25 protein-coding genes are annotated in these 25,632 nt (G+C 53.1%); 11 read left to right on the plus strand and 14 right to left on the minus strand.

Translation table 11 applies throughout. From position 1 onward, the window contains the following. Positions 1 to 10 precede the first annotated feature (10 nt). From AC5FXQ_RS21010 to AC5FXQ_RS21025, 4 genes are all read right to left on the minus strand, one after another. Positions 11 to 2,137, minus strand: a complete 2,127-nt coding sequence (locus AC5FXQ_RS21010) for a PAS domain-containing sensor histidine kinase (RefSeq protein WP_493604376.1) — start codon at positions 2,135 to 2,137, stop codon at positions 11 to 13. Between the two features lie 142 nt (positions 2,138 to 2,279). Beyond that, positions 2,280 to 4,226 (minus strand): PAS domain-containing sensor histidine kinase, encoded by a 1,947-nt coding sequence (locus AC5FXQ_RS21015; RefSeq protein WP_493604377.1) that lies wholly within the window; start codon positions 4,224 to 4,226, stop codon positions 2,280 to 2,282. Between the two features lie 130 nt (positions 4,227 to 4,356). After that, a complete protein-coding gene (locus AC5FXQ_RS21020; protein WP_493604378.1) occupies positions 4,357 to 4,911 on the minus strand; it encodes a serine acetyltransferase in 555 nt (184 codons plus the stop codon). A gap of 75 nt (positions 4,912 to 4,986) precedes the next feature. After that, positions 4,987 to 5,163, minus strand: coding sequence for a hypothetical protein (locus AC5FXQ_RS21025; RefSeq protein ID WP_493604379.1), 177 nt, complete (start codon positions 5,161 to 5,163; stop codon positions 4,987 to 4,989). Between the two features lie 67 nt (positions 5,164 to 5,230). Between AC5FXQ_RS21025 and AC5FXQ_RS21030 the strand changes: the two genes are divergently transcribed. Next, a complete protein-coding gene (locus AC5FXQ_RS21030; protein ID WP_493604380.1) occupies positions 5,231 to 5,773 on the plus strand; it encodes a hypothetical protein in 543 nt (180 codons plus the stop codon). A gap of 4 nt (positions 5,774 to 5,777) precedes the next feature. Here the strand turns inward: AC5FXQ_RS21030 and AC5FXQ_RS21035 are convergent, their stop codons facing one another. Next, positions 5,778 to 6,674 (minus strand): sulfotransferase domain-containing protein, encoded by an 897-nt coding sequence (locus AC5FXQ_RS21035; RefSeq protein ID WP_493604381.1) that lies wholly within the window; start codon positions 6,672 to 6,674, stop codon positions 5,778 to 5,780. 148 nt (positions 6,675 to 6,822) lie between these two features. Between AC5FXQ_RS21035 and cysC the strand changes: the two genes are divergently transcribed. From cysC to AC5FXQ_RS21085, 10 genes are all read left to right on the plus strand, one after another. Beyond that, positions 6,823 to 7,446, plus strand: coding sequence for an adenylyl-sulfate kinase (gene cysC, locus AC5FXQ_RS21040; protein ID WP_493604382.1), 624 nt, complete (start codon positions 6,823 to 6,825; stop codon positions 7,444 to 7,446). Between the two features lie 9 nt (positions 7,447 to 7,455). Next, entirely contained in the window at positions 7,456 to 8,259 is an 804-nt protein-coding gene (gene cysQ, locus AC5FXQ_RS21045) for a 3'(2'),5'-bisphosphate nucleotidase CysQ (RefSeq protein ID WP_493604383.1), read from the plus strand. Between the two features lie 123 nt (positions 8,260 to 8,382). Continuing rightward, positions 8,383 to 9,495, plus strand: a complete 1,113-nt coding sequence (locus AC5FXQ_RS21050; protein ID WP_493604384.1) for an SDR family oxidoreductase — start codon at positions 8,383 to 8,385, stop codon at positions 9,493 to 9,495. Positions 9,496 to 9,988: 493 nt separating this feature from the next. After that, positions 9,989 to 10,462: a COG2426 family protein gene (locus tag AC5FXQ_RS21055; RefSeq protein WP_076421573.1), complete on the plus strand. Its 474-nt coding sequence runs from the start codon at positions 9,989 to 9,991 to the stop codon at positions 10,460 to 10,462. A 131-nt stretch (positions 10,463 to 10,593) separates the two neighbouring features. After that, positions 10,594 to 11,715, plus strand: coding sequence for an MBL fold metallo-hydrolase (locus tag AC5FXQ_RS21060; RefSeq protein WP_493604385.1), 1,122 nt, complete (start codon positions 10,594 to 10,596; stop codon positions 11,713 to 11,715). A gap of 78 nt (positions 11,716 to 11,793) precedes the next feature. Then, positions 11,794 to 13,611 (plus strand): AMP-dependent synthetase/ligase, encoded by a 1,818-nt coding sequence (locus AC5FXQ_RS21065; protein WP_493604386.1) that lies wholly within the window; start codon positions 11,794 to 11,796, stop codon positions 13,609 to 13,611. Between the two features lie 68 nt (positions 13,612 to 13,679). Further along, positions 13,680 to 14,111, plus strand: a complete 432-nt coding sequence (locus AC5FXQ_RS21070; protein ID WP_493604387.1) for a c-type cytochrome — start codon at positions 13,680 to 13,682, stop codon at positions 14,109 to 14,111. Positions 14,112 to 14,125: 14 nt separating this feature from the next. Continuing rightward, positions 14,126 to 14,890, plus strand: coding sequence for a sulfite exporter TauE/SafE family protein (locus AC5FXQ_RS21075; protein ID WP_493604388.1), 765 nt, complete (start codon positions 14,126 to 14,128; stop codon positions 14,888 to 14,890). A gap of 81 nt (positions 14,891 to 14,971) precedes the next feature. Next, the gene (locus tag AC5FXQ_RS21080; RefSeq protein WP_493604389.1) at positions 14,972 to 15,214 is read left to right on the plus strand and encodes a MoaD/ThiS family protein; all 243 of its coding nucleotides are present in this window, start codon (positions 14,972 to 14,974) and stop codon (positions 15,212 to 15,214) included. Between the two features lie 11 nt (positions 15,215 to 15,225). After that, positions 15,226 to 15,642, plus strand: coding sequence for a molybdenum cofactor biosynthesis protein MoaE (locus AC5FXQ_RS21085; RefSeq protein WP_493604390.1), 417 nt, complete (start codon positions 15,226 to 15,228; stop codon positions 15,640 to 15,642). Here the strand turns inward: AC5FXQ_RS21085 and moeB are convergent, their stop codons facing one another. The 9 genes from moeB to AC5FXQ_RS21130 form a co-directional block, all read right to left on the minus strand. Further along, the gene (gene moeB, locus AC5FXQ_RS21090; protein ID WP_493604391.1) at positions 15,643 to 16,704 is read right to left on the minus strand and encodes a molybdopterin-synthase adenylyltransferase MoeB; all 1,062 of its coding nucleotides are present in this window, start codon (positions 16,702 to 16,704) and stop codon (positions 15,643 to 15,645) included. Next, positions 16,704 to 17,873 carry an NTP transferase domain-containing protein gene (locus tag AC5FXQ_RS21095; protein ID WP_493604392.1) on the minus strand — a complete coding sequence of 390 codons (1,170 nt, stop codon included), beginning with the start codon at positions 17,871 to 17,873 and terminating at the stop codon, positions 16,704 to 16,706. The genes moeB and AC5FXQ_RS21095 overlap by 1 nt, the downstream gene beginning before the upstream one ends. Then, positions 17,854 to 18,330 (minus strand): cyclic pyranopterin monophosphate synthase MoaC, encoded by a 477-nt coding sequence (moaC, locus tag AC5FXQ_RS21100; RefSeq protein ID WP_493604393.1) that lies wholly within the window; start codon positions 18,328 to 18,330, stop codon positions 17,854 to 17,856. Before moaC ends, AC5FXQ_RS21095 begins: the two co-directional genes overlap by 20 nt. A gap of 164 nt (positions 18,331 to 18,494) precedes the next feature. Next, positions 18,495 to 19,703: a molybdopterin molybdotransferase MoeA gene (locus tag AC5FXQ_RS21105; RefSeq protein WP_493604394.1), complete on the minus strand. Its 1,209-nt coding sequence runs from the start codon at positions 19,701 to 19,703 to the stop codon at positions 18,495 to 18,497. A 14-nt stretch (positions 19,704 to 19,717) separates the two neighbouring features. Continuing rightward, a complete protein-coding gene (gene moaA, locus AC5FXQ_RS21110; protein ID WP_493604395.1) occupies positions 19,718 to 20,698 on the minus strand; it encodes a GTP 3',8-cyclase MoaA in 981 nt (326 codons plus the stop codon). A gap of 307 nt (positions 20,699 to 21,005) precedes the next feature. Then, a complete protein-coding gene (locus tag AC5FXQ_RS21115) occupies positions 21,006 to 23,150 on the minus strand; it encodes a xanthine dehydrogenase family protein molybdopterin-binding subunit (protein WP_493604396.1) in 2,145 nt (714 codons plus the stop codon). 3 nt (positions 23,151 to 23,153) lie between these two features. Beyond that, positions 23,154 to 23,615, minus strand: a complete 462-nt coding sequence (locus AC5FXQ_RS21120) for a (2Fe-2S)-binding protein (protein ID WP_493604397.1) — start codon at positions 23,613 to 23,615, stop codon at positions 23,154 to 23,156. A 78-nt stretch (positions 23,616 to 23,693) separates the two neighbouring features. Then, the gene (locus tag AC5FXQ_RS21125) at positions 23,694 to 24,299 is read right to left on the minus strand and encodes a nucleotidyltransferase family protein (RefSeq protein ID WP_493604398.1); all 606 of its coding nucleotides are present in this window, start codon (positions 24,297 to 24,299) and stop codon (positions 23,694 to 23,696) included. Beyond that, the gene (locus AC5FXQ_RS21130; protein WP_493604399.1) at positions 24,287 to 25,465 is read right to left on the minus strand and encodes an XdhC family protein; all 1,179 of its coding nucleotides are present in this window, start codon (positions 25,463 to 25,465) and stop codon (positions 24,287 to 24,289) included. Before AC5FXQ_RS21130 ends, AC5FXQ_RS21125 begins: the two co-directional genes overlap by 13 nt. Between the last annotated feature and the right edge of the window lie 167 nt (positions 25,466 to 25,632).

Consider the following 25,632-nt stretch of genomic DNA (forward strand, 5'->3'; position numbering starts at 1 on the left):
GCTGCCACACCTACTTACTGAAGTATACGCTGAAAGTTGTGCCTACGCCTACCTCACTTTTTACTTCTATTCTGCCGCCGGCATTTTCCACTATCCTCTTCACCATGTATAAGCCCACACCTGAGCCTTCTACATGGTCGTGGAAGCGCTTGAACATGGTATAGAGCTTGTCTTGCTGCGAAGGCCGTAAGCCCAGGCCATTATCCTGCACGTGTAGCACCTGAAATTCGTCCTCGTAGCCGCAACTCACCTTAATATGCGGTTTCCGACCCGGATCACTGTATTTTATACTGTTCGATAGCAGGTTGTAGAGGATGCTGCGCAGGTTCTTCTCTGAAAAGGCCATGGTCGAACAACCATCTACAGCTGTTTCAATGCTGGCCCCGTAACTGTTGATCATGTTCGCCAGATCGAGTGTCACCTCCCGCACGACATCCGCTACCAGCACATGCTCTTGTTTGTTCAGGTCCTCTTTCTGCAGCTTGGAGATATCTGTGAGACTGGCAATTGTTTTCTTGAAACGGGACACGGAGCCTTGCATCATGTCGAGTATTCCTTTGACCTCCTGCCTGCTGAGGCTGTCCTGCGGAAGTTCGATCAACAGCTCGTTCATCAGCATCTCGATGTTGGAAATAGGTGCCTTCAAATCATGCGAGGCCGTGTAGATAAAATTATCGAGGTCTTTGTTGATGTAGACCAATTGCTGATTGGCGATGTCAAACTCCTTATTAGCCATTTGCAGCCGCTGCTCGCTTGCCTCCACAGTCTTGCGCGCCTGCACCTGCTCCGTCACCTCCAGTGCAAATACCACCACACCGTCAATCTGGTTTTGTTCGTTGTAGCGGGCCTGTTGGATGTAGCGGAAATAGCGGTCTTCCATCATGCCGTCCGGTAGCAAAAACGGAATATACATTTCTTTCTCTTCATGACTGCGACCCGTTTCATAGACATATCGAAAAGATTTGTACACCGGATTGTTTTCAATCTCAGGCAGGGCTTCCAGGATAGGCTTACCGTACAGCTCCCGATCAGGGAATAAGGCAGCATAAGCCGGATTCACCAGCTCATACACCAGATCAGGGCCGTTCAAAATGCAGATAGGGGCTGGCGCCTCCATGAACAGACTCCTCAGTCGCTTGCTCTGCCGCTCCGCCTCCGCCTGTGCTTGTTCCAGCTCAAAGGTGCGGCGTTTTATCACCTCCTCCAGCCCGAGGTTCATGGTATGCAACGACGCGGCACTCGACTCCACCTGCTGACGCGCAACCACAAAATCTGTTACATCCAATGCAAAAATCAGAATACCGTTCACATTACCCTCTGCATCCAGTAGGGCCTGGTAAATGAAGTTCCAGTAGATGTCCTCGGCTGGCTGTCCGGCGTAGCGGGCCACCGGGATCAGTAATTCTTTTCCCTCATAGGTCACTCCGCTTCTGTATACCTCATGAATGATATCATATACTGCCTGGTCTCTGAGTTCCGGCAAGGCATCAAACAGCGGCAGGTTCAGCATCTGGCGACCGGGGAAAAGCTGTTGATAGGCCGTATTGATCACCCGATAGATAAACGTTGGCCCTTCTAGCATGGCGCAGGCCGCTGGTGCCTGATCAAAAAAGCGCTCCATGCGCAGGCGCTGCTGCTCAGCCTGCGCCAATGCATGCTGTTCTTTTTCACGGCTCTCCTGCAGCTGCGCCTTTGTTCTTAACTCGTCTGAGATGTTTTTCGTCTCATGCAGGATACACACCAGTTCGTTCTGGTTGTTGTAAATGGGAGTATTGGAAGCGCTCCAGAAGCGTTCTATAAACTCGCCAGGCTTGTGCGGATTTTGGATATCGTACTGGATGACTTCTATTTTATCGGCCTTGCGGGTTGCAATCGCCCTTTCAATAGATTCCTGTAGCGTAGTCGAGGGAGAGACTGCAGGAGTATTCGGGTTGTCAGGGAAAACCTCAAAGATATGCTTGCCCATGATGTGCTCACGGACCACAAAAGCTTCCTGCAAGTATGCTTCCGAGGCGCCCATCACCGTCAGGGCAGGAGATATGAGCAGGATCAACCCACTCTGAGCTTCCAGTAATTGCTGATACGGGATGGTGTGACCAGGCTGGAACTCCTGAGCGGAAACTATGCTATTCTGCATGCGGTACTTTTTTTAAAATTAACACTGATTACGCATGTGTATAGACTATGTTATGAAATAATAGTACACACAGTTCCAGGCGCTACGCTATAACATGCTACCCTGCCTGCTTTTGTAAGGTGAGAAATTTGAGGTACGGCCATCATTCTTTTGCCTTATGGAAGCGGACCATAAACCTGGAACCTACTCCTTCCTCACTTTCCACTGCAATGCTGTCGCCGGAGTTGTCGAGGATGCGCTTCACCAGGTATAGCCCTATACCTGAGCCCTCCACATGGTCATGTGCGCGCTTAAACAAGGAGAAAATCTTACCAACCTGACTTGGGGCCAGTCCCAGGCCATTATCCTGTACCGAAAGTTCGTATACCCCGTTTTCGGTTATGGCTGTACTGATTTTGACAACCGGTTTTCGATCAGGGTCCGAGTACTTGATGGCATTGGAAACCAGGTTGAACAGGATGCTCCGAAGGTTTTTGCGGGAGTAGCGCAAGGTGTCAAAGGCCATGTTCGTACACTGCACAACTGCTCCGGTGTGTTCGATGTAAGGCTGCAGACTGATCTTGATGTCTTCCAGCATATCCCGGATCTGCACGTCTTCCGGCGCCTCCTGCTCGTGCTTCAGTTTCGTGACGTCAGACAAGTCTGCGATCACGTTTTTGAGTGTGCCGAGTGCGCCACTCATGTGTTTTAACAGTACCTCGTGTTTTTGAAAGTCCTCCCCCAGGTCTTCCTCCAGCGCCTGCAGCAGGCCTTCGAGGTTGGTGATCGGTGCTTTCAGGTCGTGGGAGGCCGCGTAAACAAAATTATCAAGCTCGTTGTTGATCTTGATCAGCTCACTATTCTTGTGCATCAGCTCTTCGTTGCGGCGGCGCTCAGTCAGGTCACGGGTTACTTTGGAATACCCCAGCAGGCGCTTTTTGCTGTTGTAAATTGGGGTGATCACCACATTCGCCCAAAAAGCGGTGCCATCCTTGCGAATGCGCCAGCCCTCGTCTTCAAAGCGACCCATCTCCTGCGCTTTCCTGAGCTCGTACTGCGGAAAGCCTTTTGAGATAGACTCCCGATCGTAAAAAGTGGAGAAATGTCGGCCGATGATCTCTTTTGCCTGGTAGCCCTTGATGCGCTCGGCTCCTTCATTCCAACTCATCACAATCCCTTCCGGGTTCAGCATCAGAATGGCATAGTCTTTTACACCATCAATCAGCAGACGGCTTTTTTCTTCACTCTCCCGCAGCTCTTCATTCACACGGAAAAGCTGTTGCTCCATTTTCAGTTTTTCGGTGAGGTCGCGGGTTATTTTTGAAAAGCCGATCAGATCTTTCTTTTCATTGAAAATGGCGGTGATCACCGTGTTTGCCCAAAAGGTAGTACCGTCTTTCCTGTAGCGCCAGCCGTTGTCCTCAAATCTGCCGTGCTCTTTTGCCTGCCTGAGTTCATAATCCGGAAACCCTTCCTCTACCTGCTCCTGGCTATAGAACCTGGAAAAGTACTTTCCGATGATCTCGTGCGCTTCATAGCCATTCATGCGGCGGGCACCATGATTCCAGGTAGCTACGTTGCCCCCCGGGTCCAGCATGAAGATGGCATAGTCTGTTACCCCTTCTATGAGCAAACGAAAGCGTTCTTCGCTCTCCTTCAGCTCCTCAAAGGCGCGGTACAGATCATCTTCGGCCTTCTTGCGCTCTGACAGGTCGCGGGTGATCTTAGAGAAGGCGATCAGCTGCTGGTTTTTGTCATACACAGGAGTGATGACCACATTCGCCCAGAAGGCGGAACCGTCCTTTTTTACGCGCCAGCCTTCCTCTGCGTACTTGCCATTCGCAATGGCTTTGCTCAGCTCATGTGCCGGGTGGTTTTCGGCAATATCCTTTTGTGTGTAAAAGATCGAAAAATGCTTCCCGATGATTTCTTCAGCATCATAGCCTTTTATCTGCTTCGCCCCGCTATTCCAGGTGATGATATAGCCTTCCGGGTTGAGCAGAAAAATGGCATAGTCTGTAATGCTGTCAATCAGAATCCGGTACTGCTCCTCGCCGCTGGTGTCTATACCTGCTGTGGGAGCAGTAACTGGTTTTAAGTTTATGTCCATCTAAAAAAGCTGCTTAGGTAAGGTGAGTAGGTATGAGAGTCTTCAGCCTTTTTGGGTAAAACTGCTGGTGTTTAGCCAATATATGAAAAAAAATTAATCAGGGTCTATCGAAGGGGTAAGAAAGACCGGGCTATGCCTCCTGCGGCTGCAGGTTACTATTTACTTCATTGGGCATGGCGGGCTGGTCAAGACGCCTGATGACGCGGGCCGGATTACCTACTGCTACGCAGTTATCAGGTATGTCTTTTACTACGACAGAACCCGCACCAATGCGCACATTGTTCCCGACACGCACCTCCCCAATAATGCACACGTTTGCGCCTAGCTCCACGTTGTTACCGATAATAGGAGAACCGGTATAACTGCCGTCTTCGCGGCGTATATTTCCCAAGGTAGTGGAATGGCGGAAAAAGCAGTTCTCACCGATCACAGAACAGCCGTTCACCACCAGGGCCTGTCCGTGGCCCAGGAAAAAATTCTTACCCACAGTGGTCCAGTGCGGTAGTTCTATACCTAGTACCCATTCGACAAAAAACTTGTAGAAGGCCAGGTAGGGTAGCCAGATAATGCGGAAAAAAGTGTTGATAGAAGCAGGGCGGGCCAGTCGGAAAAGTACCATCACCAGGCGCCCTTTCAGGTTTCCTTTGTTGACGTTCCAGTCCTGGAACACATAAGACAAAAACATAGGCGAGTGTTAATTTATATTCCGCATACGCTATGTTGCGGCCTGGCGTTGCAACATTCAAAACAAGACTGTTCCTTACTCCGGCTTTTTCCGGATCGCCCCATACAGCACAGGGCTGAAAAAACGCAGGTTTTCCAGTACACAGGCCATGCTGAAAAATTTTTCAGGATCAATCTCGGACTCCTCAGCCATGGCAGCCAGCAGCATGTCTAAGGTATAGGTGAACGTGGCGTCGAACTCTTCTTCAGTCATTTTTTTATCTCACAGGTATGGTCCTGCTGTATAACCACAATAGTAGCCATTTAATTTCAAACCTGCCTTGTCAACCAAAACCCGCCACTGCCGTTTCTCCTCCCAGAAAACCAAAACAGAACCAGGTATGGCAACCTTTACTGACCAGCAGACAGACAGCACGATCAGGGAACATTTGACCGAATTGCTTAGAGGCGGATTCGCACCCAATGTCATCCTGCTGCGGGAGTTTCACTTCGACAAGGCCGGTATCATCCTCGACGGGTTGCATTTCTCTGCCTGGATCCTGCTGGGGCATATCCAGGCACGCCACAACATCCTGCTCAGCTTCATGAAAAATCCAACCGATCTAGCCATTGACGTGTGGCCGGAAGCCCACTGGCCGGAGAACCACGTACCGCAAAGCGAAACGGAGTGGAACAGTGCCATCGACGCCTATGAACGTGACCTGGAGGAGATGATCTCTTTGGTGCAGGATCTGGAAAAAGAGCTGTACCAGGTGCAGCCAAACGGCAAAACCCTTGCCTGGGCCGCCATGACGGCACTGCACCACACCGGCTACCACATCGGCCAACTCAAGACCATCGGGCGGCAGCTGGGCGTCTGGTAAGCCGCTATAGCTGATAGAGGGCCTGCTGCGATGCGATGATCTCCTCCTTCAGCAGTTCAAAGTCCTGGTGGGGCGGCTCCGTGCAGTAAGACATCGTTTCACCTGTGCTGCTGGGGTAGCCCAGGAAGCGGATCAGCGGACCGGCAATGACTCCTGCCCGCTCTACCTGCTCCACTGTCAGTTGGTCCATCCAGTAGCCGGACTGTCCTTTTTTGAGGTGCTTCGGGTTGATCTTCTTCAGCGTAGAAAAACTCATGGCCTCTTGCAGCTCCTCCCGCTCCTGTTGGCTTAAGCCTATACCCAGGTAGTCGAGCAGGCGGCCCAGTTCCTGCTGAAAATCCAGCAAAAAGCCCTCGTAAAAGGCGATGTGAATGTGGTGCTGCCGGCTCAGGCGAAGGTGGTCATATACATGCCACACCCACTCCAGCATCAGTGCATCGAAGTGTTTTGCCAGATAGCGTTTCGGATCCTTTTCCTCCTGCGGGTAGTACTTGAGCATGTAATCGGAGGTATAGTATTTGGCAGCAGAAATGGACCGATCGCGGGGGTCGCGCAGGATGTATACCTTCTTATCGAAGAGACTAAGTAGTTCGTCACTGCGCTTGCAGATGGGCGAGTGCGTCCAGACGTGGTTGGTCTGCGCCACATACCTTTCGATATCCTCCACCGGCATCCGGAAAATGCTGCTGATGCGGTAGCTGTACTGCAGGTCCGTCACATCCAGCACGTCGATGCTGGCCTGGCTGGGGTAGTTCAGGTCCCACGTTTTGGCCAGTTCGTAAACAGGCTGAGTCTGGATGAAGCTGGTCGTGTCGGTGCCGGCTTTTTGGAGTAGCTGCTGCAGGATCTGGTAGAGCCAGAAGTTGCCGCACTTGGGTGCACCGCCTTGCAGTATTTTCATAGGTATGGCAGGTTGTTTTGTGTTTGGGTCCCTATACGTGCAGGTACCGAAACAGGTGCTAATGATGGCAGGATAACTCATTCCGCACTTTTGTGGTAAAAGAGCATCAGTAGCAGCCTGGAGCTGCCTGATACTCATACCGAAACACATGCAGCACATTTACCCTTTTCAGTCCAGGATCAGCCAGGCACAGCGCAAGGAGCTGATGGCGCAGGAGCCGCGCCTGATCTGGTTCACCGGCCTCTCCGGCTCCGGCAAAAGCACCCTGGCCCTCCGTCTCGAGAGCTACCTCTTTCACCAGGGCTACAAGGTATACCTGCTCGACGGCGACAACGTGCGCCACGGCCTCAACAGCGATCTCGGTTTTTCAGAATGCGACCGGAAGGAGAACATCCGGCGAGTGGGCGAAGTAGCCAATATCATGCTGGATGCAGGACTGGTTGTGGTCTGTGCCTTCATCTCGCCCTATGCCGGGGAAAGGAGCTTCGTAAAACAGAAAGTAGGTCCTGAGCGCTTCACAGAGGTATATGTCAACTGCTCGCTGCAGGTTTGTGAGGAGCGGGACACCAAAGGCCTGTACCGGAAAGCCAGAAGCGGTGTGATCCGGAATTTCACAGGTATAAGCGCTCCCTATGAAGTACCTGCAGCACCGGATGTAGAGCTCCGCACCGACCAGGAATCCATAGACGAATCGCTGCACCAACTGATACTGCACGTGGAGCCACTGCTGGAGCTGAAGGCTGATCCCAGGGCGGTTGCAACTGCTTTGTAAGGAATGGCTATGGAGAAAAACATACCCGACGCACTAACACCAATTGAGAACCTGCTGGAAGTAGCCAGGGCTGCAGCCCTGGAGGCAGGACCGGCCATCATGCAGATCTATACCTCGGGCAACTTCGGAGCAACAGCCAAGGTAGATGCCTCTCCCCTCACCCTTGCCGACCAGGCTGCGCACCAGATCATCTTCCGCCACCTCAGCTCCACAAAGCTGCCCATCCTTTCAGAAGAAGGCAGGCACGATGACTACGAAAAGCGCAGGGAATGGACCTGGTACTGGCTCGTGGACCCGCTTGACGGCACAAAGGAGTTTCTGAAAAGGAACGGGGAGTTCACGGTGAACATTGCCCTGATGCACCAGTCTATACCTGTAGCGGGCGTGGTGCTGGCTCCGGTGCTAAAAACATTGTACTATGGCTCTCAGGAAACAGGTGTCTTCAAGGAGGGCACTGAAGGAACATCAGAGCTAAAGGCCCTGGCAGAACGAAAAAGCCTGGAAGAGTTGCTCGCGCAACCGGAGATTACCCTCATTGCTTCCAGAACTCACATGACAACCGAGACGGAGGAGTTCATAAGCCGTTTCAGCAGCCCGCAGCTCACCACTATGGGCAGTTCGCTCAAGTTTATGCTGCTGGCCGAAAACAAGGCCGACCTCTACCCCCGCTTCGCTCCTACTGCTGAGTGGGACACTGCCGCCGCCCACGCCATTCTGCGGGCTCTGAACCGGGGCATCTACGGAATAAGCCTGCAATCGGAGTTGCAATACAACAAGCCCAATCTGCTTAACCCTTCTTTTATAGCCTTCTAACCGAATCAGGTATAAAACTTCGTGAAAGCCTTATGCCTGAAGCAGCTATTCCCTAACTGCAAGTCCAGATGTGCGTACCTTATTAAGGTATAATCTATTTTCCGACAAAACAACTGATGAACTATGAAGATCAAACTTAAACCATTGAAAGACCAGGTAATCGTGATTACAGGGGCATCGAGCGGTATCGGGCTTTGCACAGCCTTTGCCGCAGCCGAAAAAGGAGCACGCCTGGTGCTGGCGGCCCGCAACGAGCAAGTGCTGTATGATATAGCACAGGAAATAAATGACAAGGGCGGCGAGGCCATTGCGATTGGGGCAGACGTTGCCCGTCAGCAAGATGTGCAGCGCATCGCCGATATGGCCATGTCGCATTTTGGTGGCTTTGATACCTGGGTGAACAATGCCGGCGTTTCTATTTACGGACGCCTGCTGGAGGTGAGCGACGAAGACAACCGCCGCCTCTTCGATACCAACTTCTGGGGAGTAGTGTATGGCTCTCAAATGGCCGCCATGCACCTGCGCAACCGGGGTGGGGCCATCATCAACATTGGCAGTGTGCTATCCGACATGGGTATACCGATGCAGGGTATGTATAGTGCCACCAAGCACGCTGTGAAGGGCTTTACTGATTCCCTGCGCATAGAGCTGGAAGAGGAAGGGGCTCCCGTATCGGTTACGCTGATCAAGCCAGCCGCTATCAACACGCCTTACCCGGATCATGCCAAGAACTACACCGACCACAAGCTGACCCTGCCGCCACCGGTATACGAGCCGGAAGAAGTGGCCAATGCCATACTTTATGCTGCTACTCACCAGAAACGCGACATGATGGTAGGCGGAGGCGGCAAGCTCATGAGCCTTACCAACAAGATCGCACCGGGGCTGATGGATACTTCGAACGAACTTCTTATGACCGACATGCAGCTACTCGATGAACCGGCACAGCACCACGATGGCGCTTTGTACAGACCAGGCGAGGGTGGTCGCATACATGGCCGCATCAAAGATACCATGCCAACCAGCCTCTATACCCGTGCGCTCACAAACCCGGTGGTGGCAGGCGCTGTAGTGGCCGCAGCAGGTGCCGCCGCCCTGGCTCTGATGGGCAAAAAACGTACAAACAACGGGAATAGCGATTACAGGCAGGAGAATACCAGACCAGAGATGGTAGAGGTCGTGGAGATAGTGGAAGAAGTAAACGCAAACCCGCTTCCGCCACATCGACCGGTATAAACGGCGATTTCCAGCCTACGTCAGATATAGGCTGTACATAAAAGCTTCAAAAACAGGTGCAAAGGTCAGAACTTTTGCACCTGTTTTTGTTTTTATATTGAAGACACTTGGTTTGCCCAAATGCCGCAAATTAGAATAGTTCAACTTAAACAGGCATTAAGGCTTAACACAGCTCCTGGCCTGTCCAGCTAAATTTTGTTTAAAACATTACCTAAGAGCCTATATAGGTAAATTTAGTTAGACCGGCTGTGAAATATATCTGATATTATATTTATAATTAGTAAATCACTATATCAAAAAACTACTAAAACACGTTGAATTATATTGAAAGTGATGCTGTTACAGGTGCACCGGCTGGTCAACTGAAACGCCTGAAAAAGAGGCGGATAAATTATTTTCAGTTACAGCAGCAGGTTCTGATGTATAACCACCGATTTTGACGTTATATTTGCAGACTTTAAAATAGTAGCTTAGCTTATTTTTTAAGAACACTATGTTTGAAACGCTTCTTTATACCTTTCTTTTGAGTATCTCCCCTTTCGGTGAAGCGCGGGCAGGCATACCTTACGCCATTCTGAACAACGTTCACTTTATACTAGCCTTTCTGATCGGCACGGTGGCCAATACCCTGGTGTTTCCACTGTTCATGTGGCTGATCGATACGTTTAGTCAGAAGTTCTGGCCATTCAAAGCCTATAAGAAAGGCGTGATATTTCTGTCGAAGCGGGCTAAGAAGATCGCTGGCGACAATGTGAAAAAACATGGTTTCTGGGGACTGATGGTTTTTGTGATGATCCCGCTTCCTGGCACCGGGGCTTACATGGGTACCATCGCGGCCAACATTTTCAAGATCGAGCGCAAGAAAGCATTCATGGCGATCAGCCTGGGGGTGGTGATCTCTTCTATCTTCATGGCCCTGGCCACGCACCTGGGCCACCTGGGCGTGACGCAGCTTTCCTTTAACTAGGACAACAGCATACCGGATTTTACCGGATACATATGAAAGCCCTGCTTGCTAAGCCTGAATGGTCAGACGCAAGCAGGGCTTTTTGCTGTCCAATCCCCCTGCTGCATCAGAAGAATTCGTAATTTTGACCCATGACGCTAAAACGGATCATCAGCTATACCTTCCTTTTTCTTTTGCTGCTTGTCGGCGTTGCCAGTTGTAGCTTCATGCAGCTCTCTCCCCAGTTTGGTGCTGAGGCCAAAGGCAAGCGATTACAGACCATGCAGGCCTCTCCTCACTACCGCGATGGTGTTTTCCATAATCCTGTTGAAACCAACATGGACATCGGCTTCAAAGGCTATGTGAAGATGATCCGCTCACGTTTTTTTGACGAGGTAGAAAACCAGGAGCCGGACTGGTACCTGCCCGTTGACAAGATAGCGCCCGAGCGCCTGGAAAAGGTGCAGGACACGGCCACTGTCATCACCTGGTTCGGACACTCCGCTTTTCTGATCGAGCTTGATGGCAAGCGGCTGCTCGTCGATCCAATGCTGGGTGAGCGGGCTTCCCCAGTCAGTTTTATGGGGCCAAAGCGCTTCAATGAGGAGCTGCCTATACCTGTCGAAGACCTGCCCTATATCGATGCCATCCTGATCTCGCACGACCATTATGACCACCTGGACTACGGCTCTATTAAACAGCTGGCCGATAAGACCGGGCACTTTTATGTGACACTTGGCGTGGGAGCCCACCTGGAGCGCTGGGGTGTGCCCGCCGAAAAAATCACCGAGTTGGACTGGTGGGACGAGGCCGAAATGGCAGGTATAAGATTTGTCGCCACCCCGGCCCGGCACTTTTCCGGTCGTGGTTTCTCTGACCGCATGAAAACCCTCTGGGCCTCCTGGGTGATCGTTGGGAAAGACGACCGCATCTTCTTCAGCGGTGATACGGGTTACTTCGACGGGTTTAAGGAGATCGGCGAAAAGTATGGTCCCTTCGATATTACGCTGCTGGAGTGCGGACAGTACAACGAGCTCTGGTCCAGCATCCACATGATGCCGGAGCAAACCGTGCAGGCACACCTGGATCTCAAAGGCAAACTGATGATGCCCATCCACTGGGGCGCCTTCGCACTGGCCCTGCATTCCTGGACGGACCCCATTGAGCGTGTGACCAGAGCAGCCAGGGCACAAGGTATAGCGATGACCACTCCGCGCATCGGGCAGCCGATCATACTGGGCCGGAAAGCCCCCCGCAGCAATTGGTGGGAATAGAACCTTGCCGACTCAGATGAGCAACACTGAAAGCCTGTTCGCAGTATTGCTAATAGGCATCTACACAAGCAACACGTTTTGAAAAACAGCACGAATAACACACAGCAGGTCAGGCCCTCACGCCTTTTTGACTGCATCGACTGGCAATTGCAGCAGTTTCCGCTGGACGATATGCTGGCCTCAAAAGAAGACGGCCAGTGGCGCACCTACAGCACCCGCGAGGTAAAAGACCTTGTCAACCGCATCAGTGCATCCCTGCTCAGCGCGGGCATCAGCAGAAACGACGGCACCCCGGAAGGTCGTGACAAGGTGGCCATTATCAGTCCGAACTGCCCGGAGTGGATGCTGGTGGACATGGGTATTCAGCAGATTGGTGCTATTTCGGTTCCCATCTACCCCACCATCAGCAACAGTGAGCTGGAGTTTATACTGCGTGATGCCGCCGTCAAAATGATCTTTGTCGGAAATGAAGTGCTTTACCGGAAAGTCTTAGGAATGCAGGACGCGCTGCCTGAACTGCAGGCGATCTATACCTTCAAACCAGTAGGAAATGCTCCCTCATGGAAAGAGCTGCTAACCGAGCCATCTGCCTATACCCTGCAACAGCTGGAGGTGCTGCGCGATGCCATAGACGAACACGAACTGGCCACCATCCTGTATACCTCCGGCACTACGGGTACTCCCAAGGGGGTAATGCTCTCCCACTTCAGTATCCTGAGCAATGTGTTCGACAGCGCCCTGATCATCGAAGAAGTGGGCGTGTTCCGCGAGAAGGCCATTAGCTTTCTGCCGCTCAACCATGCTTTTGAGCGCATGGCCACTTACTGCTACTTTTACTGCGGCGTATCCATTTACTATGCCGAAGGGATGGAGACCATCGCCGGCAACCTGCGTGAAGTGAAGCCTACTATTTTCACCACCGTGCCCCGTTTGCTGGAGAAGGTATACGAAGGCATTGTGGCCAAGGGCTCTGAGCTGACAGGCAACAAGAAAAAGATCTTTTTCTGGGCACTGGAGCTGGCCGAGCGTTTTGAGATCAACAAGCCGATGCCCCTGACTTACCGGCTGCAGCTGGCTATTGCCGACCGGCTGGTGTTCAGCAAATGGCGACAGGCACTGGGCGGCGAAGTGAAGTCAATCATAACAGGTGCTGCCGCCTGCCAGATACGCCTGCTCCGTATTTTCACAGCCGCCGGCATTGTTATACAGGAAGGTTACGGTCTCACCGAGGCCTCCCCGATCATTAGTGGCAATCGTTACTCCGAAGAAAACCGCATGTTCGGTACGGTAGGGCCGCTGCTCAAAAATGTGGAAGTGAAGATCGCACAGGACGGAGAGATTCTCTGCAAAGGTCCGAACGTAATGATGGGCTATTACAAACGGCCGGACCTGACTGCGGAGGTGATCGATGACGAGGGATGGCTGCATACCGGTGACATCGGCACCATGATCGATGGCAAATTCCTGAAGATAACCGATCGCAAGAAAGAGCTATTCAAGACCAGCGGCGGCAAGTACGTGGCCCCGCAGCCGATCGAAAACAAGATGGTGGAAAGCGGCTGGATTGAGCAGATCATGGTAGTCGGCGAAATGCAGAAGTTCGTGGGTGCTCTGATCGTGCCAGCCTTCAACAAGCTGCGGGAGTGGTACGACACCCAGGGCAAATCATATCCGGGCAATCAGGCAGTGCTGGAGGACAAGGAGGTATGGACGCTGATCAAACAAGCCGTGAACCAGTACAACCTGGAGTTCAATCCGGTGGAGCAGGTCAAAAAATTCGCACTTATACCTGGTGAGTGGTCCATCGAAAACGGGGAGCTCACCCCAACCCTCAAACTCAAGCGCCGGGTCATTCTTGAAAGGTATCAGGACCTGGTAAGTTCGCTGTATGCCTAGCACAGCCTGCTACAGTTAATGCACAACAAGCGAATAATGCTTATATTAGTCCCTCTAACCAGAAAAACATGATCAAAAGCTTACTGACAGCACTTTTGCTGACTACCGGTATGTTGTCTGTTGATTCATCCGGCAACGCACCAGTCACTGTCAAACCAAATGACACCCTGAAAGAGAGCCTGACACGAGGCCAGAAGGTATATGCCGCGAATTGCGAAAGTTGCCACATGGCCGAAGGTGAAGGTATACCCTCCACTTTCCCGCCACTGGCCAAGTCCGATTACCTGATGAAAGACCAGAAGCGCGCGATCCGTACGGTGCTGCACGGCTTGAGCGGCGAAATTACGGTTAACGGTGACACTTACAACATGGCTATGCCGGCCTACGACTACCTATCCGATCAGGAAGTAGCCGATGTACTCAACTACATACAGAACAACTGGGGCAACAAAGCAAAGCCTGTTACACCTGCCCAGGTAAAAGCGGAGCGTAAAAAATAAGCCCGCAGCAAAGCATGCAACACTGGGAATTACTGTTCTTCTTTTTTGTGATTGCCTTTGTGTATGCCTCGGTAGGCTTTGGTGGAGGTTCAAGTTACCTGGCCGTGCTGGCGCTGTACCCGCTGGCTTTCCAGGAGATTCGCCTGATCGCCCTGCTCTGCAATGTGGTTGTGGTGACGGGTGGCACAGTACTCTTCATCCGGCACGGACAGGTCAACTGGAAGAAGATCATCCCGCTTGTGCTGGTCAGCGTTCCGATGGCCTTTCTCGGAGCGAGTCTTCGGCTGCAACAGGACACGTTTTTCGTGTTGCTGGGCTGCAGTCTGCTGGCGGCAGCGGTACTGCTTTGGATGCAGAACCGCATGGCCGGAAAGGGAGAAGAAACACTTGCTACACCTCCTCGCTATACCCGCGACGGCCTATTGGGCGGCAGCCTGGGGTTGCTCTCTGGTATGGTCGGCATTGGCGGCGGCATCTTTCTGGCTCCCCTGCTTAACCTGATGAAGTGGGATAGTACGAAGCGTATTGCTGCCACAGCCAGTTTGTTTATCCTCGTGAATTCTGTTTCAGGTATAGCGGGGCAACTGACACAACTCCCGGCCACTATTGATTTTAGCCGTATACTCTGGCTAGGTATAGCCGTGCTGGCTGGCGGACAACTGGGCTCGCGCATCGCCATCGCCAGGTTCAACCCACTGGTGATCCGCCGCCTGACAGCCGTGCTGATATTTGTAGCAGGTATAGAAGTGCTCTACAAGCATTTGCCTTTGTTTAATTGAGAGACAGGGTATAGAAGCGCTCGATTAGCTCCTGAGAAACAGTCTCTTATCCTTTGTCTAACATTATATTGTCTCATCGGTATGAAAATAAAAGTCCTGGCATTCGGGATCGCCAAAGACATATTTGGAGAATCGTCCACAGAAGTAGCGCTCTCAGGAGAAGCAACCGTAGAGGCGCTGCGGACGGCACTCGAAACAGCTTACCCCCGCCTGAAACAGCTGTCCTCCTTTATGATCGCTGTGAACGACGAGTACGCCGAGGCCGGTCAGGAACTGGTACAGGAAGATGAAGTGGCCATTATTCCACCGGTGAGCGGCGGTTAAGCACAAAGGACATGATCGACATAAAACTAACAGAGGAGCCGCTCGATATTCAGGCCTGCATCGACTGGGTAATGTCGACGTCTTGCGGGGGCATTGACGTGTTTATTGGCACAGTGCGCAATGCCACCAAAGGCAAAGCGGTGCTGCGGCTGGAGTTTGAGGCATATGGCAAGATGGCACTGAAAGAAATGCGAAAGATTGCGGAACAGGCGCAGGCGCAGTGGCCCATCGAGAAGATACTGCTCCACCACCGCACTGGCGTGCTACAGGTAGGCGAAGTGCCGGTGATCATTGCCGTAGCCGCTGCCCACCGTGCCGCCGCATTCGATGCCTGCCGCTACATCATCGACACGCTGAAAGAAACTGTGCCGATCTGGAAGAAAGAAATTTTCGGGGACGGAGAGGTATGGGTGGCGGCCCACCCTTAGCTATTGCTGTTCTTTCCAGGCTTTCATGCCCCCTTCAAGGGAATATACCTGCAGGTCCGGGTGTTGCTTCCGAATAGTCTTTACAGCCTCTCCGCTCCGCTTGCCTGAAGCACAATAAAATACCAGCGGCTTGTTTGTCTGCAGCCGGGCCATCTCCTCCCCCAGCCTGTCGAGTGGCACATGCTTGCCGCCAATGTGAAAGGCTTCCCGTTCCTCGAAGCGCCTTACATCCACCAGTTCGTAAAGGCCGTTGGCTATACCTTGTTTCAGTTCTGCGACCAAAATAAGCGGTACCTCCTCTGTTTCCGGCAGCCTGTCTATTGTCACCTTTGAGACCTTACCGACCTTGATGATACGGCTTTGCATCGACAGGGCATCAAGTAAAAGTAATTTCCCTATCAAGGGCTCTCCGATACCGGTGATCAGCTTGAGCACCTCGTTGGCCTGCATGCAGCCGATCATACCAGCCAGTGTCGGAATCACGCCGCCCTCAGCACAATCCGGAACCTGCGAGGCATCTACCTCCGGGAAAACATCGCGATAGTTCGGGCTACGAGCACCGTCCTCGCCCGGCACATTCCACACCGCCACCTGCCCTTCGAACTGGTAGATAGCTCCATACACGAGCGGCTTTCCGGCTAGTACGCATGCATCATTGAGCAGGTACTTCGTGTCGAAATTATCCGTGCCGTCCAGCACGATATCGTAATGCTGCAGCAAGTCCAACACATTGGCGGCGGTTACTTTCATTTCGTGCGCCACCAATTGTATACCTGGGTTCTGCTGCTGCAGCTTTTCGCTAGCTACGCGGGCTTTATTCTGTCCCACCTCGGCTGGCGTGAAGAGCACCTGCCGGTGCAGGTTGCCCAGTGACACCGTATCGAAGTCGGCTATACCTAGTGTGCCTATACCTGCAGCCGCCAGGTATTGCGCCGCGGGACAGCCTAGTCCGCCTGCGCCCACCACGAGCACACGCGCCTGCTGCAGGCGCTCCTGACTCGCCTCGCCAAAACCCGGTAAGGTGATCTGACAACTGTAGCGCAATAAGTCGGAAGCTTGCATCAGGTAGTAGTTTTCTGTTGGAGGAGAGCCTGCACTTGTTCCAGTTCCTCCGGCGTGTTCACATTGCGGAGCGCATCGGCATCGGGCGCGGTGATCAGGTGAATCTCGCTGTTACGTAATACTTTGCGTGGACAGGTATAGCCCTGCGCCAGGAACGAGAGAAGCACCGGATAACTCTTCGGTTCCCAAATGGCGATCAGCGGTTCCGGAAATCCATCCTGCGCATTAGCGTAGGCAGTCGCGATGGCAGAAGTGTTTCTGTTCTCCAGCAAGTGCTGCAGTGTAGTTCCATCAAGCAAGGGCAGATCACAGGCCACAACCAGCCAGGCCGCATCCGGATCTTCGCGGAAGGCAGAGAGGATGGCGCCGTAAGGTCCTAGTCCGGTGAAAGTGTCGGGCAGGGAGTTGTAGTTGGCATCCAGTTCCGTCTGCTGTTCCGGCCGACAGGAAATGTACACCTCCTGGCAAAGCTCGCGCAGCATATCCGCCATGTGGTAACGTTGCTCTTTTCCGTGCCAGGCTATCGCGCCTTTGTCCTGTCCCATGCGCAGGCTTTGTCCACCTGCTAATACAAGTCCCTTCAGCTTCGGCCGGGCCTGTCGCATCTGCTCCTGGAAGAAGGCGGCAATCTTATCAGTTTCGCTCAGCTTCAGCACAGGTATAGCCTGCCAATCCGATATAGCCTCCTGCAGGAAATCGTATACCTCCTCCATACCTTCAACCAGAAGGAACAGCACCACGTTGGTCAGTTGCGGTAGCCTTTTTTGTAGCGATGCTCTTTTGGCTTCATCGATGATCACCACCTGTGCCTTCGCCTGCTGGTGATTGCCGTTCACCAGCACCAGGTCCGTGTCCTGAAACAGCTGTCGGAAACTGAATTGGTTCAGCTCCCGCTTCATGTCAAGCTGGTGGTAGTGTATCTGGTCGGTATACTCTGCCACAGCGCCCGAAGCCAAACGCCCTGGGAGGGTCGCTTCTTCATCAGCCTTCGCATGTTGTGCATCCACATAGGCGCATTTATAGTCTGCCGATAAGCCTTTGATCAGATCATCCGCCAGTGCTTTTATCTTGCCGCAAGGTGCGCCCACAATAGCCCACTCGTTGCGCCCGAAGTTGCCATAAGCCGGACGGGCAATTTTGCTGTGTTTACTATGCTCTTTTGAAGTCACGCTTCCCTCCTGTTTTTTCGATCAGCTTCGTTTCCTTGATTACGATGTCGTGACTCAGCGCCTTGCACATGTCGTACACGGTGAGCGCTGCCACCGAGGCCCCCACCAGCGCCTCCATTTCTATACCTGTCTTGGCCGTGATACTGGCCGTGCAGTCAATCACCACTTCCTGCTGTTCGTTGAGCTGGATGGTGATATGGCAGTTGTCCATCCCTATCGGGTGACAAAGCGGAATCAGCTCCCCCGTCTTCTTGGCCGCCATGATACCGGCAATGATCGCTGTTTGAAACACCGATCCTTTTTTAGTCTGAATGTCTTCGGACGCAAACTTCTCCAGCACCTCCGGCGGCAGCGACACAATGCTGCGTGCCGTAGCGGTCCGGTGTGTCGCCTGCTTGCCGCCCACGTCTACCATGGTCGCCTGGCCTTTATCGTTTAAGTGTGAAAAATCGGTCATGCTTCTTTAAACTGTGTAGTTAGTAAGTCTCCTATCGCTTGCATCCCGCGAGTGTGAGTTATAATGCGGACTCCAGGTGCTTTTTTCATGCCTGTCGGCACACGTGGCGGGACGCCACGGGATAGCTCACACCCGCCAGAGGCAAGCGAGGGCAACGTTATTACTTATACAAACGGCTCCCTAAACGGCCACACCCTAAAAACCTCCCCTTTTCCAAACACGCTCTGCTCCGCCGGTAGCTCCAGAAAAGCGTCCGCCTCTACCAGATTTGAAAAGTCACCGGAGCCGTTGCCTTCCAGAGGCGTAGCCAATAGTTGACCTTGCTCGCTGATGTTTAGCTTTACCTGCAGGAAATACTGAAGCGGTGGGTGAAAAGAAAAGTCGGTAGCCAACACCGCATGCATACCTGCCGGTTTGGCTATACCTAAACAAGCCTGCAACCAAGGTATAAAATAGCGGTGCAAACACATGAAGGTAGAGCCCGGATTACCAGGCAAGGCAAACACTACAGCACCTCGGGCATGTGCTCCGAACCAGAATGGTTTGCCTGGTCGCTGCCGCACTTTATGGAACAGCTTCTCCACCGCCAGCTCTTCCAGCACCTGCGGCACGTAGTCGAACCTACCCATGGAGATGCCACCACTCAGGATCAGCACGTCGTAGCGCTGCAGACAGTCCTGCAGCTGTGCCTGTATTGCGGTCTGGTTATCAGGTATGTGCAGGAGATCAGGTATAAGACCGTACTTTTCTAAAGCTGCTTTTACCATGTAGCTGTTCGAGCGTCTGATCTGGAAAGGCAAAGGCGTATCCTCTACGTCAACCAGTTCATCGCCGGTGGAGATTACGACCGTGCGGGGTAGTTTCTTGACAGTGAGTTGCGTCGCCCCCACCGCTGCGGCCATACCTACTAAGGCAGCCGTAACTACCTGATTAGCTGTGGCTACTATCTCACCTTGTTTTCGGTCTTTCCCTTGGTCATGGATACTTTGCCCTTGCTGCAGCACATCAACTTTCACCGTTGCCTGTCCGTCCTGCAGCTCCAGGTCTTCGTAGCGGATCACAGTGTCAACAGAGGCAGGCAGTGCCGCTCCGGTCATGATCTCGACGCATTCATCTGAAGAGGAAATCTCAATCGGCTGATCGCCTGCTGCCTGCGTGCCTCTGATGCGGAAGGTGCGTGTGCCTGCGGCAAAAGCTTCGTAACGGATGGCAATGCCGTCCATGGCTACCCGATTGAAGGGTGGCAGGTCGCGATCGGTGCGTAGGTCCTCGGCCAGCACCCGGCCCAGGGCCTGCTCAAAAGGCAGCTGCCCGGTGCCAAAATCCCTTACCTGTGCCTGTATGATGGCTTCCGCTTCCTGAACTGGTATCATGTTTCTGTGTTGTATTAGCCGCCGATCCGGGCCATGGAGGCGTGCAGGGACTGACTGTTTTTCTCTGCTTCCCAACCATCTTTTTCCTTCTGGCTGATGGCTTGGCTGAGGGCTTCCTGTAGTTGCTGTTCCGATGCACCGCTGCGCATCATATCTTTTACGTTTAACACGCTGTCACCGTAGAGACAGGTCTTGAGCTCACCCTGCGGGGTGAGTCGGATGCGGTTGCAGGTGCCGCAAAACGAGCGGGTATAGGCGGCAATAATGCCGACACTGCCCTTGTGCCCCGGTATCTGGTAGTTATAAGAAGTAGAGTGCGGCGGATCGATGGATTTCCGGATGTCCGGGTACTGCTCCTTGATCTTCTCCAGGATGCGCCAATGGTCCCAGTGAAGGGTGGTGTAGTGGCTCTCTCCACCATTGAAAGGCATCTCTTCAATAAAGCGTACACTCACCGGACTGTCTCTCGTCAGCGCCACCAGCGATTGGATGTCCTCAATATTTTTCCCTTCCATCACTACGGCATTGATCTTCACTTCGATCCCGTGCTGCAGCAAAGCCTCCAGTGTCTCCAGCACGGCCGAAAGCACATCGCGTCGGGTAATAGTGAAAAAACGATTCGGGTCAAGGGTATCGAGGCTCAGGTTGACGGAATGAATCCCTATCTTCTTGAGCTCCGGCACGAAGGGAGCGGTGAGTACACCGTTGGTGGTGAGGGTTAGCTGCTGCAGCCCCTGCAGCTGGGAAAGGCTTGTCAGGAAGGACATGAAATCTTTGCGCACGAAAGGTTCGCCGCCCGTGATCCGGATCTTGTCTACCCCCATGCGCAGCATCACCTGACTGATGTGCAGCATTTCCTCGTAGGTCATTAGCTCGCTCCTCGACAGCCAGTCCAGCCCCTGCTCCGGCATGCAGTAAAAGCAACGCAGATTACACCTGTCGGTCACCGCCAGTCTCAAATAGTTGATCTTCCTTCCGTGTCTGTCTACCAACATGTTTAATCTGTACTCGTTAACTGCTGCGGGTGTTTTGATTGTAATACCGGGTCAAACCACCCCTAACCCCTCCTTAACCAAGGAGGGGAGCCTGATATTACTGTTTGGTCTGTAGTAGTATAATAGCTACTGTTACTCTTCATTAACTAAATTCCTTCACTATATACATCCAAATTGATGTAGTAGGAAAAGCTCCCCTCCTTGGTTAAGGAGGGGCAGGGGTGGTTCGTCAGCACTTTGCCTGATCAACTGCAGTAGCTAATCGCAAGTGCTTGTCATCCCCCTGCCAATCAAAAACCTAACTTAGCTACGCACTCTTAAACTCCACCTGCTCCATAAAAGGCTGGTTGCGGAGGCGTTTGCCTGTGGCCTTGAAAATGGCGTTGGCTACGGCGCCTCCGGTTGGTGGGAGCGCGGGTTCGCCAAGGCCTGTCGGGTCAATGCCATTGTTCACAAAATGCACGTCAATCTCCGGCACTTCCTTCAGGCGGATCAGTCGGTAGTTGTTGAAGTTCTTCTGCTCTACCGCTCCGTCTTTGAAAGAGAGTTTGCTGTACATGGCATGTCCCAGACCATCCACGATACCGCCGCGCACCTGCTGGTAGGCACCGCTCAGGTTCACCACAATGCCACAGTCAGCGGCAGCGTATACCTTCTCGACTACCGGCACCGATTTCACCAGCTTCACCTCTGCCACCTGCGCCACATAGGAACGGTGCGAGAAGTAAACACTAAAGCCCTGGTGCACGCCTTTTTTCTTGCCCCAGTTTGATTTCTCAGCGGCGAGTTCGATCACGCCACGCATGCGGTCGATATCATATTTGATCTCCCCTACCGGTGCTTTTTTGGCCTTGTCCAGCAACTCCAGACGGAACTGTACCGGATCTTTTTTCGCGGCCTGCGCCACCTCATCCAGGAAGGCCTGCTCTGCAAATGCCAGGAAGTTCGTGATCGGCGCACGCCACGGACCGGTTGTGATCGGCGATTTGTGCTCAACCGAATCGATCAACAGGTTCGCTACGGCACCGGATGGAAAGTTGTCTTCACGGGTAGGATTGCCGGAGTTGATGCCAACGCCTCGCAGCCTATAGCCGATCATGTTGCCTTTGGCATCCAGGGCTGCTTCGAAACGGTAGCGAACGGCCGGACGATAGGTACCGCCGGACATATCATCTTCCCGGCTCCAGATCACCTTCACAGGTGCCTTGATGATGTTTGAAAGTTCGGCGGCCTCCAGCACATAGTCGGCACTGAGGCGGCGACCGAAACCACCGCCCAGTCGCGTCAGCTCCAGCGTGATTTTCTCAGGAGCTATATCTAAAAGCTTCGCCACCATGTCGCGGGCACGCTGCGGTGTCTGAGTTGGACCAGCCAGCTCTACGCCATCCGGACGCACATGCGCGAAGAAGTTCATTGGCTCCATCGGACTGTGCGACAGGAACGGGCACTGGTATTCGCTCTTAATTACTTTGGCTGCGTTCTTAAAAGCCGCCTCCACATCACCGTCTTTGCGCCGCACGGTAGCTTCTGGACTGTTGAGCAATTCCTTGAACAGGCGGTCGTGGTCAGCAGAGCTTTCCAGCGCGCCATCCGGTTCATAGGCTATTTTCAGCTCTTTGCGGGCCTTCATTACCTGCCAGGTCGATTTACCCACCACGGCCACATTGTTATTGAAGGTTACCACATCTACAATCCCCGGCATCGCCTTGGCTTTGGCGGCGTCTACTGACTTCAATTTCATGCCAAAAGCTTCCGGACGCTGGATCATGGCGAAGAGCATTCCCTCTTTGTACACATCCAGCCCATACAGCGGCTTGCCGGTGATCATCTCATGGTTGTCGACATTGCGAACAGCCGTGCCGATCAGCCTGAAGTCCTTGTTATCCTTCAGCTTCACATCAGTCGGCACCGGCAGCTTGGAAGCCTCGGTTGCCAGTTCGCCATAGCTCAGCTTGCGGCCGCTGGCAGCGTGCACTACCATGCCGTTTTCTGTGGTGATCGAGTTGGCCGCTACGTTCCAGCGCCTGGCCCCGGCCTCCATCAGCATCTGGCGGGCTGTGGCTCCAGCCTTGCGCAGGCGCTCCCAGGAGTGCGGCACGGCACCACTGCCTCCTGTTACCTGGCGCTCGAATTTGTTAGTATCCAGCGGAGCCTGCACCACTTTCACTTTGGTCCAGTCGGCATCCAGTTCCTCAGCCACGATCATCGGGAAAGAGGTTTTGATGTTCTGTCCCAGTTCAGGGTTCGGCGAAAGGATGGTAATGATGTTATCCGGCGAAATAGAAAGGTAGCTGTTAAAATCGATGGCAGCTGCCGGCAGGTTGGATCCGTCAATCAGGCCCAGACCCGAGGCAATTGAGCTGGTCGAGTTGAAACCCAGTACAAGACCGCCGCCCGCCACGGCGAACAGCTTCATGAAATTGCGTCTGCTTTCCTGTGTTACGTCTGACATGGCTTATTTGAGTTTAGTGGCGGCTAATGCAACAGCTTCCCGAATGCGGTGGTAAGTACCGCAGCGGCAGATGTTAACGTTCATGGCATTATCGATTTCTTCGGCAGTAGGCTTCTGGTTCTTGTTGAGCAGCGCTGTGGCCGTCATGATCTGACCGGCCTGGCAGTAGCCGCACTGCGCCACATCCACTTCGTCCCAGGCCAGCTGCACCGGATGGTCACCCGCTTCTGACAGTCCCTCGATTGTGGTAATCTTGGCTGCGGCAGCGGCCGAAACCGGGTATACACAGGAGCGCATGGCGTTGCCGTTTACATGCACCGTACAGGCACCGCACTGCGCGATGCCGCAGCCATACTTGGTGCCTACCAGTCCCAGGTTGTCGCGCAGTACCCAAAGCAGCGGGGTATCCGGCTCTACATCGACCTCATAGCTTCGGCCGTTGATTTGCAGCTTGTATGTTGCCATCGTTCTTTTTAAAATTTTAAACTCTAAGTTAGAAAAATATATGGAGCGGGGAATAAGCAGCCCCGCTTTATGTCTTATTTAATCCGGCAAATCTGTCTGCACAAGCGCTGCATAATCTGCCGCTGTGTCAATGTCGGTGGCGCCAGCCTCAAAACGCAGGGAGCTAACCGCAGACCTGTGTTGCATGATGATCTTCTTGGCTCCCTCCTGCCCCTGCAGCGCCAGCAGCTCCGGAAAGTAGACCATGTCGAAAAGCACCGGTGTACCCAGTGTTCCCTGGTAGGCGCTGGCTACAATACCGCTTCGGCCGTCCTGTTTTGCCTGCACCAGACGCTGTAACACTTTTGCATCCACATAAGGCTGATCGCAGACCATAAAGGTCGCATCCGCCAGATCGGGCTTCAACCTTAAAAGTTCTTGTAGCCCTGTGCGGATAGAAGATGCCATCCCCTCCTGCCAGTCCGGGTTCTGCACCTGTGTGACAGGCAGGCCGTTGAGTTCAGGTATAAGCTTCTCTGCATGCGCCCCAAGCACCACGACAACAGGCGAGAAACCTGCTTCCAGAGCCACCTGAGCTGCACGTTGCAGCAAGCTATTGCCCTGGTAACGCAACAATTGTTTCGGCTGACCTAAACGGGTGGAAGCCCCTGCCGCCAGTATAACCAGTCCGCTTACAGAAAACATCCGGACACGGTCGTCTGTTTGCCCAATTCCAGGTTCTCTTCTCCGCGATCATGTATAGCACCCGGCTTATCGCGCAAAAGTCCGCCAGGCTTGTTCGCCAGCACTGCCTTTATCTCAGCCAGAATGGACAGGGCGATTTCCTCGGAAGTCTCTGCTCCAATCTCCAGCCCGGTCGGACCGTATACCCGCTGCCGCATGTCTTCGGTGATTTTCATCCCTTCGACCTGCAGCTCGTTTAGCATACGCTCCAGTTTCCTTTTAGGCCCCAGAGAGCCAATGTAAGGTATAGGCAGCGGCAAAAGCTGACGTAGCATGGCCATATCATAATTGTAATTGTGCGTCATCAGCACAAAGACAGTCTGCTCATCAGGTATAAGTTGCGTCAAAACCTGTTCCGGCTTCACCACGAGCACCTGTTGCGCCATCGTAAACCGGCTCGCTTTGGCGTGATTCGCACGACCGTCAACCACCGTTACCTGCCAGCCCAGTATAGCGGCCATGTTCACAAGTGGTATAGCATCATTACCAGCTCCGACCACCACCAGCGACACAGCAGGCTGCAGCAACTCCACAAAGCCGGTGAGTGCACCTTCGTCTGTCACGTAGGTTTTGGTAAGCGATGCCCGCTGTTCCAGCACCTGTTGTGCATCGGTGAGCAAAGCTCGATGCAGCATGGGATCAGTGCATGTTCCAGAAAAATTTCCTTTCTCAGGTATAAACAGGCAGGTACCCGGCTGCAAGTCGGTGCGGCTTTCCAAAGAAAAAAGCGTCACAACCACCGCCGACTGCCGGTTACTCAGAAATGCTTGAAAGAATGCGATTGGATTTGCCGGATCTTCGGGATTAATGGGTTCAATGAGGATCTGAATGATGCCATTGCAGCCCAGGCCTACGCCCAGCTGCGCATCGTCTTCATCGGTGGTATCATAGGTCACCAGCAAGGACTTCTGCTCGTGCATCACCAGACGGGCCTTGCGCAGGGCATCCCCCTCGAGGCAGCCCCCGCTGATCGCGCCGGTCAGCTGCCCGTCCTCCGTCACCAGCATACGCGCACCGGGCCTCCGGTACGAAGAACCCTGCACCTGCACCACCGTCGCCAGTGCTGCCTGCTTCCCCTCTACCTGCGCCACTTCATACGCCCGTACGATATCCTGCAGTTCTTTCATGTGATGATGATTGCTCTTGAAGCTTACAAGTTACAAAATTTAAGACTTTTGGGAAGGGGTTTGGTTTAAACCCCACTCTAAAAACAGGTATAGGAATTGATTATCTGAATCTATACATAGAATCCTTAGCCCAAGTATTTTCAGGTTTAGGAAGGATACACAGGATT

It is taken from the genome of Pontibacter sp. LHS1 (genome assembly GCF_058932855.1).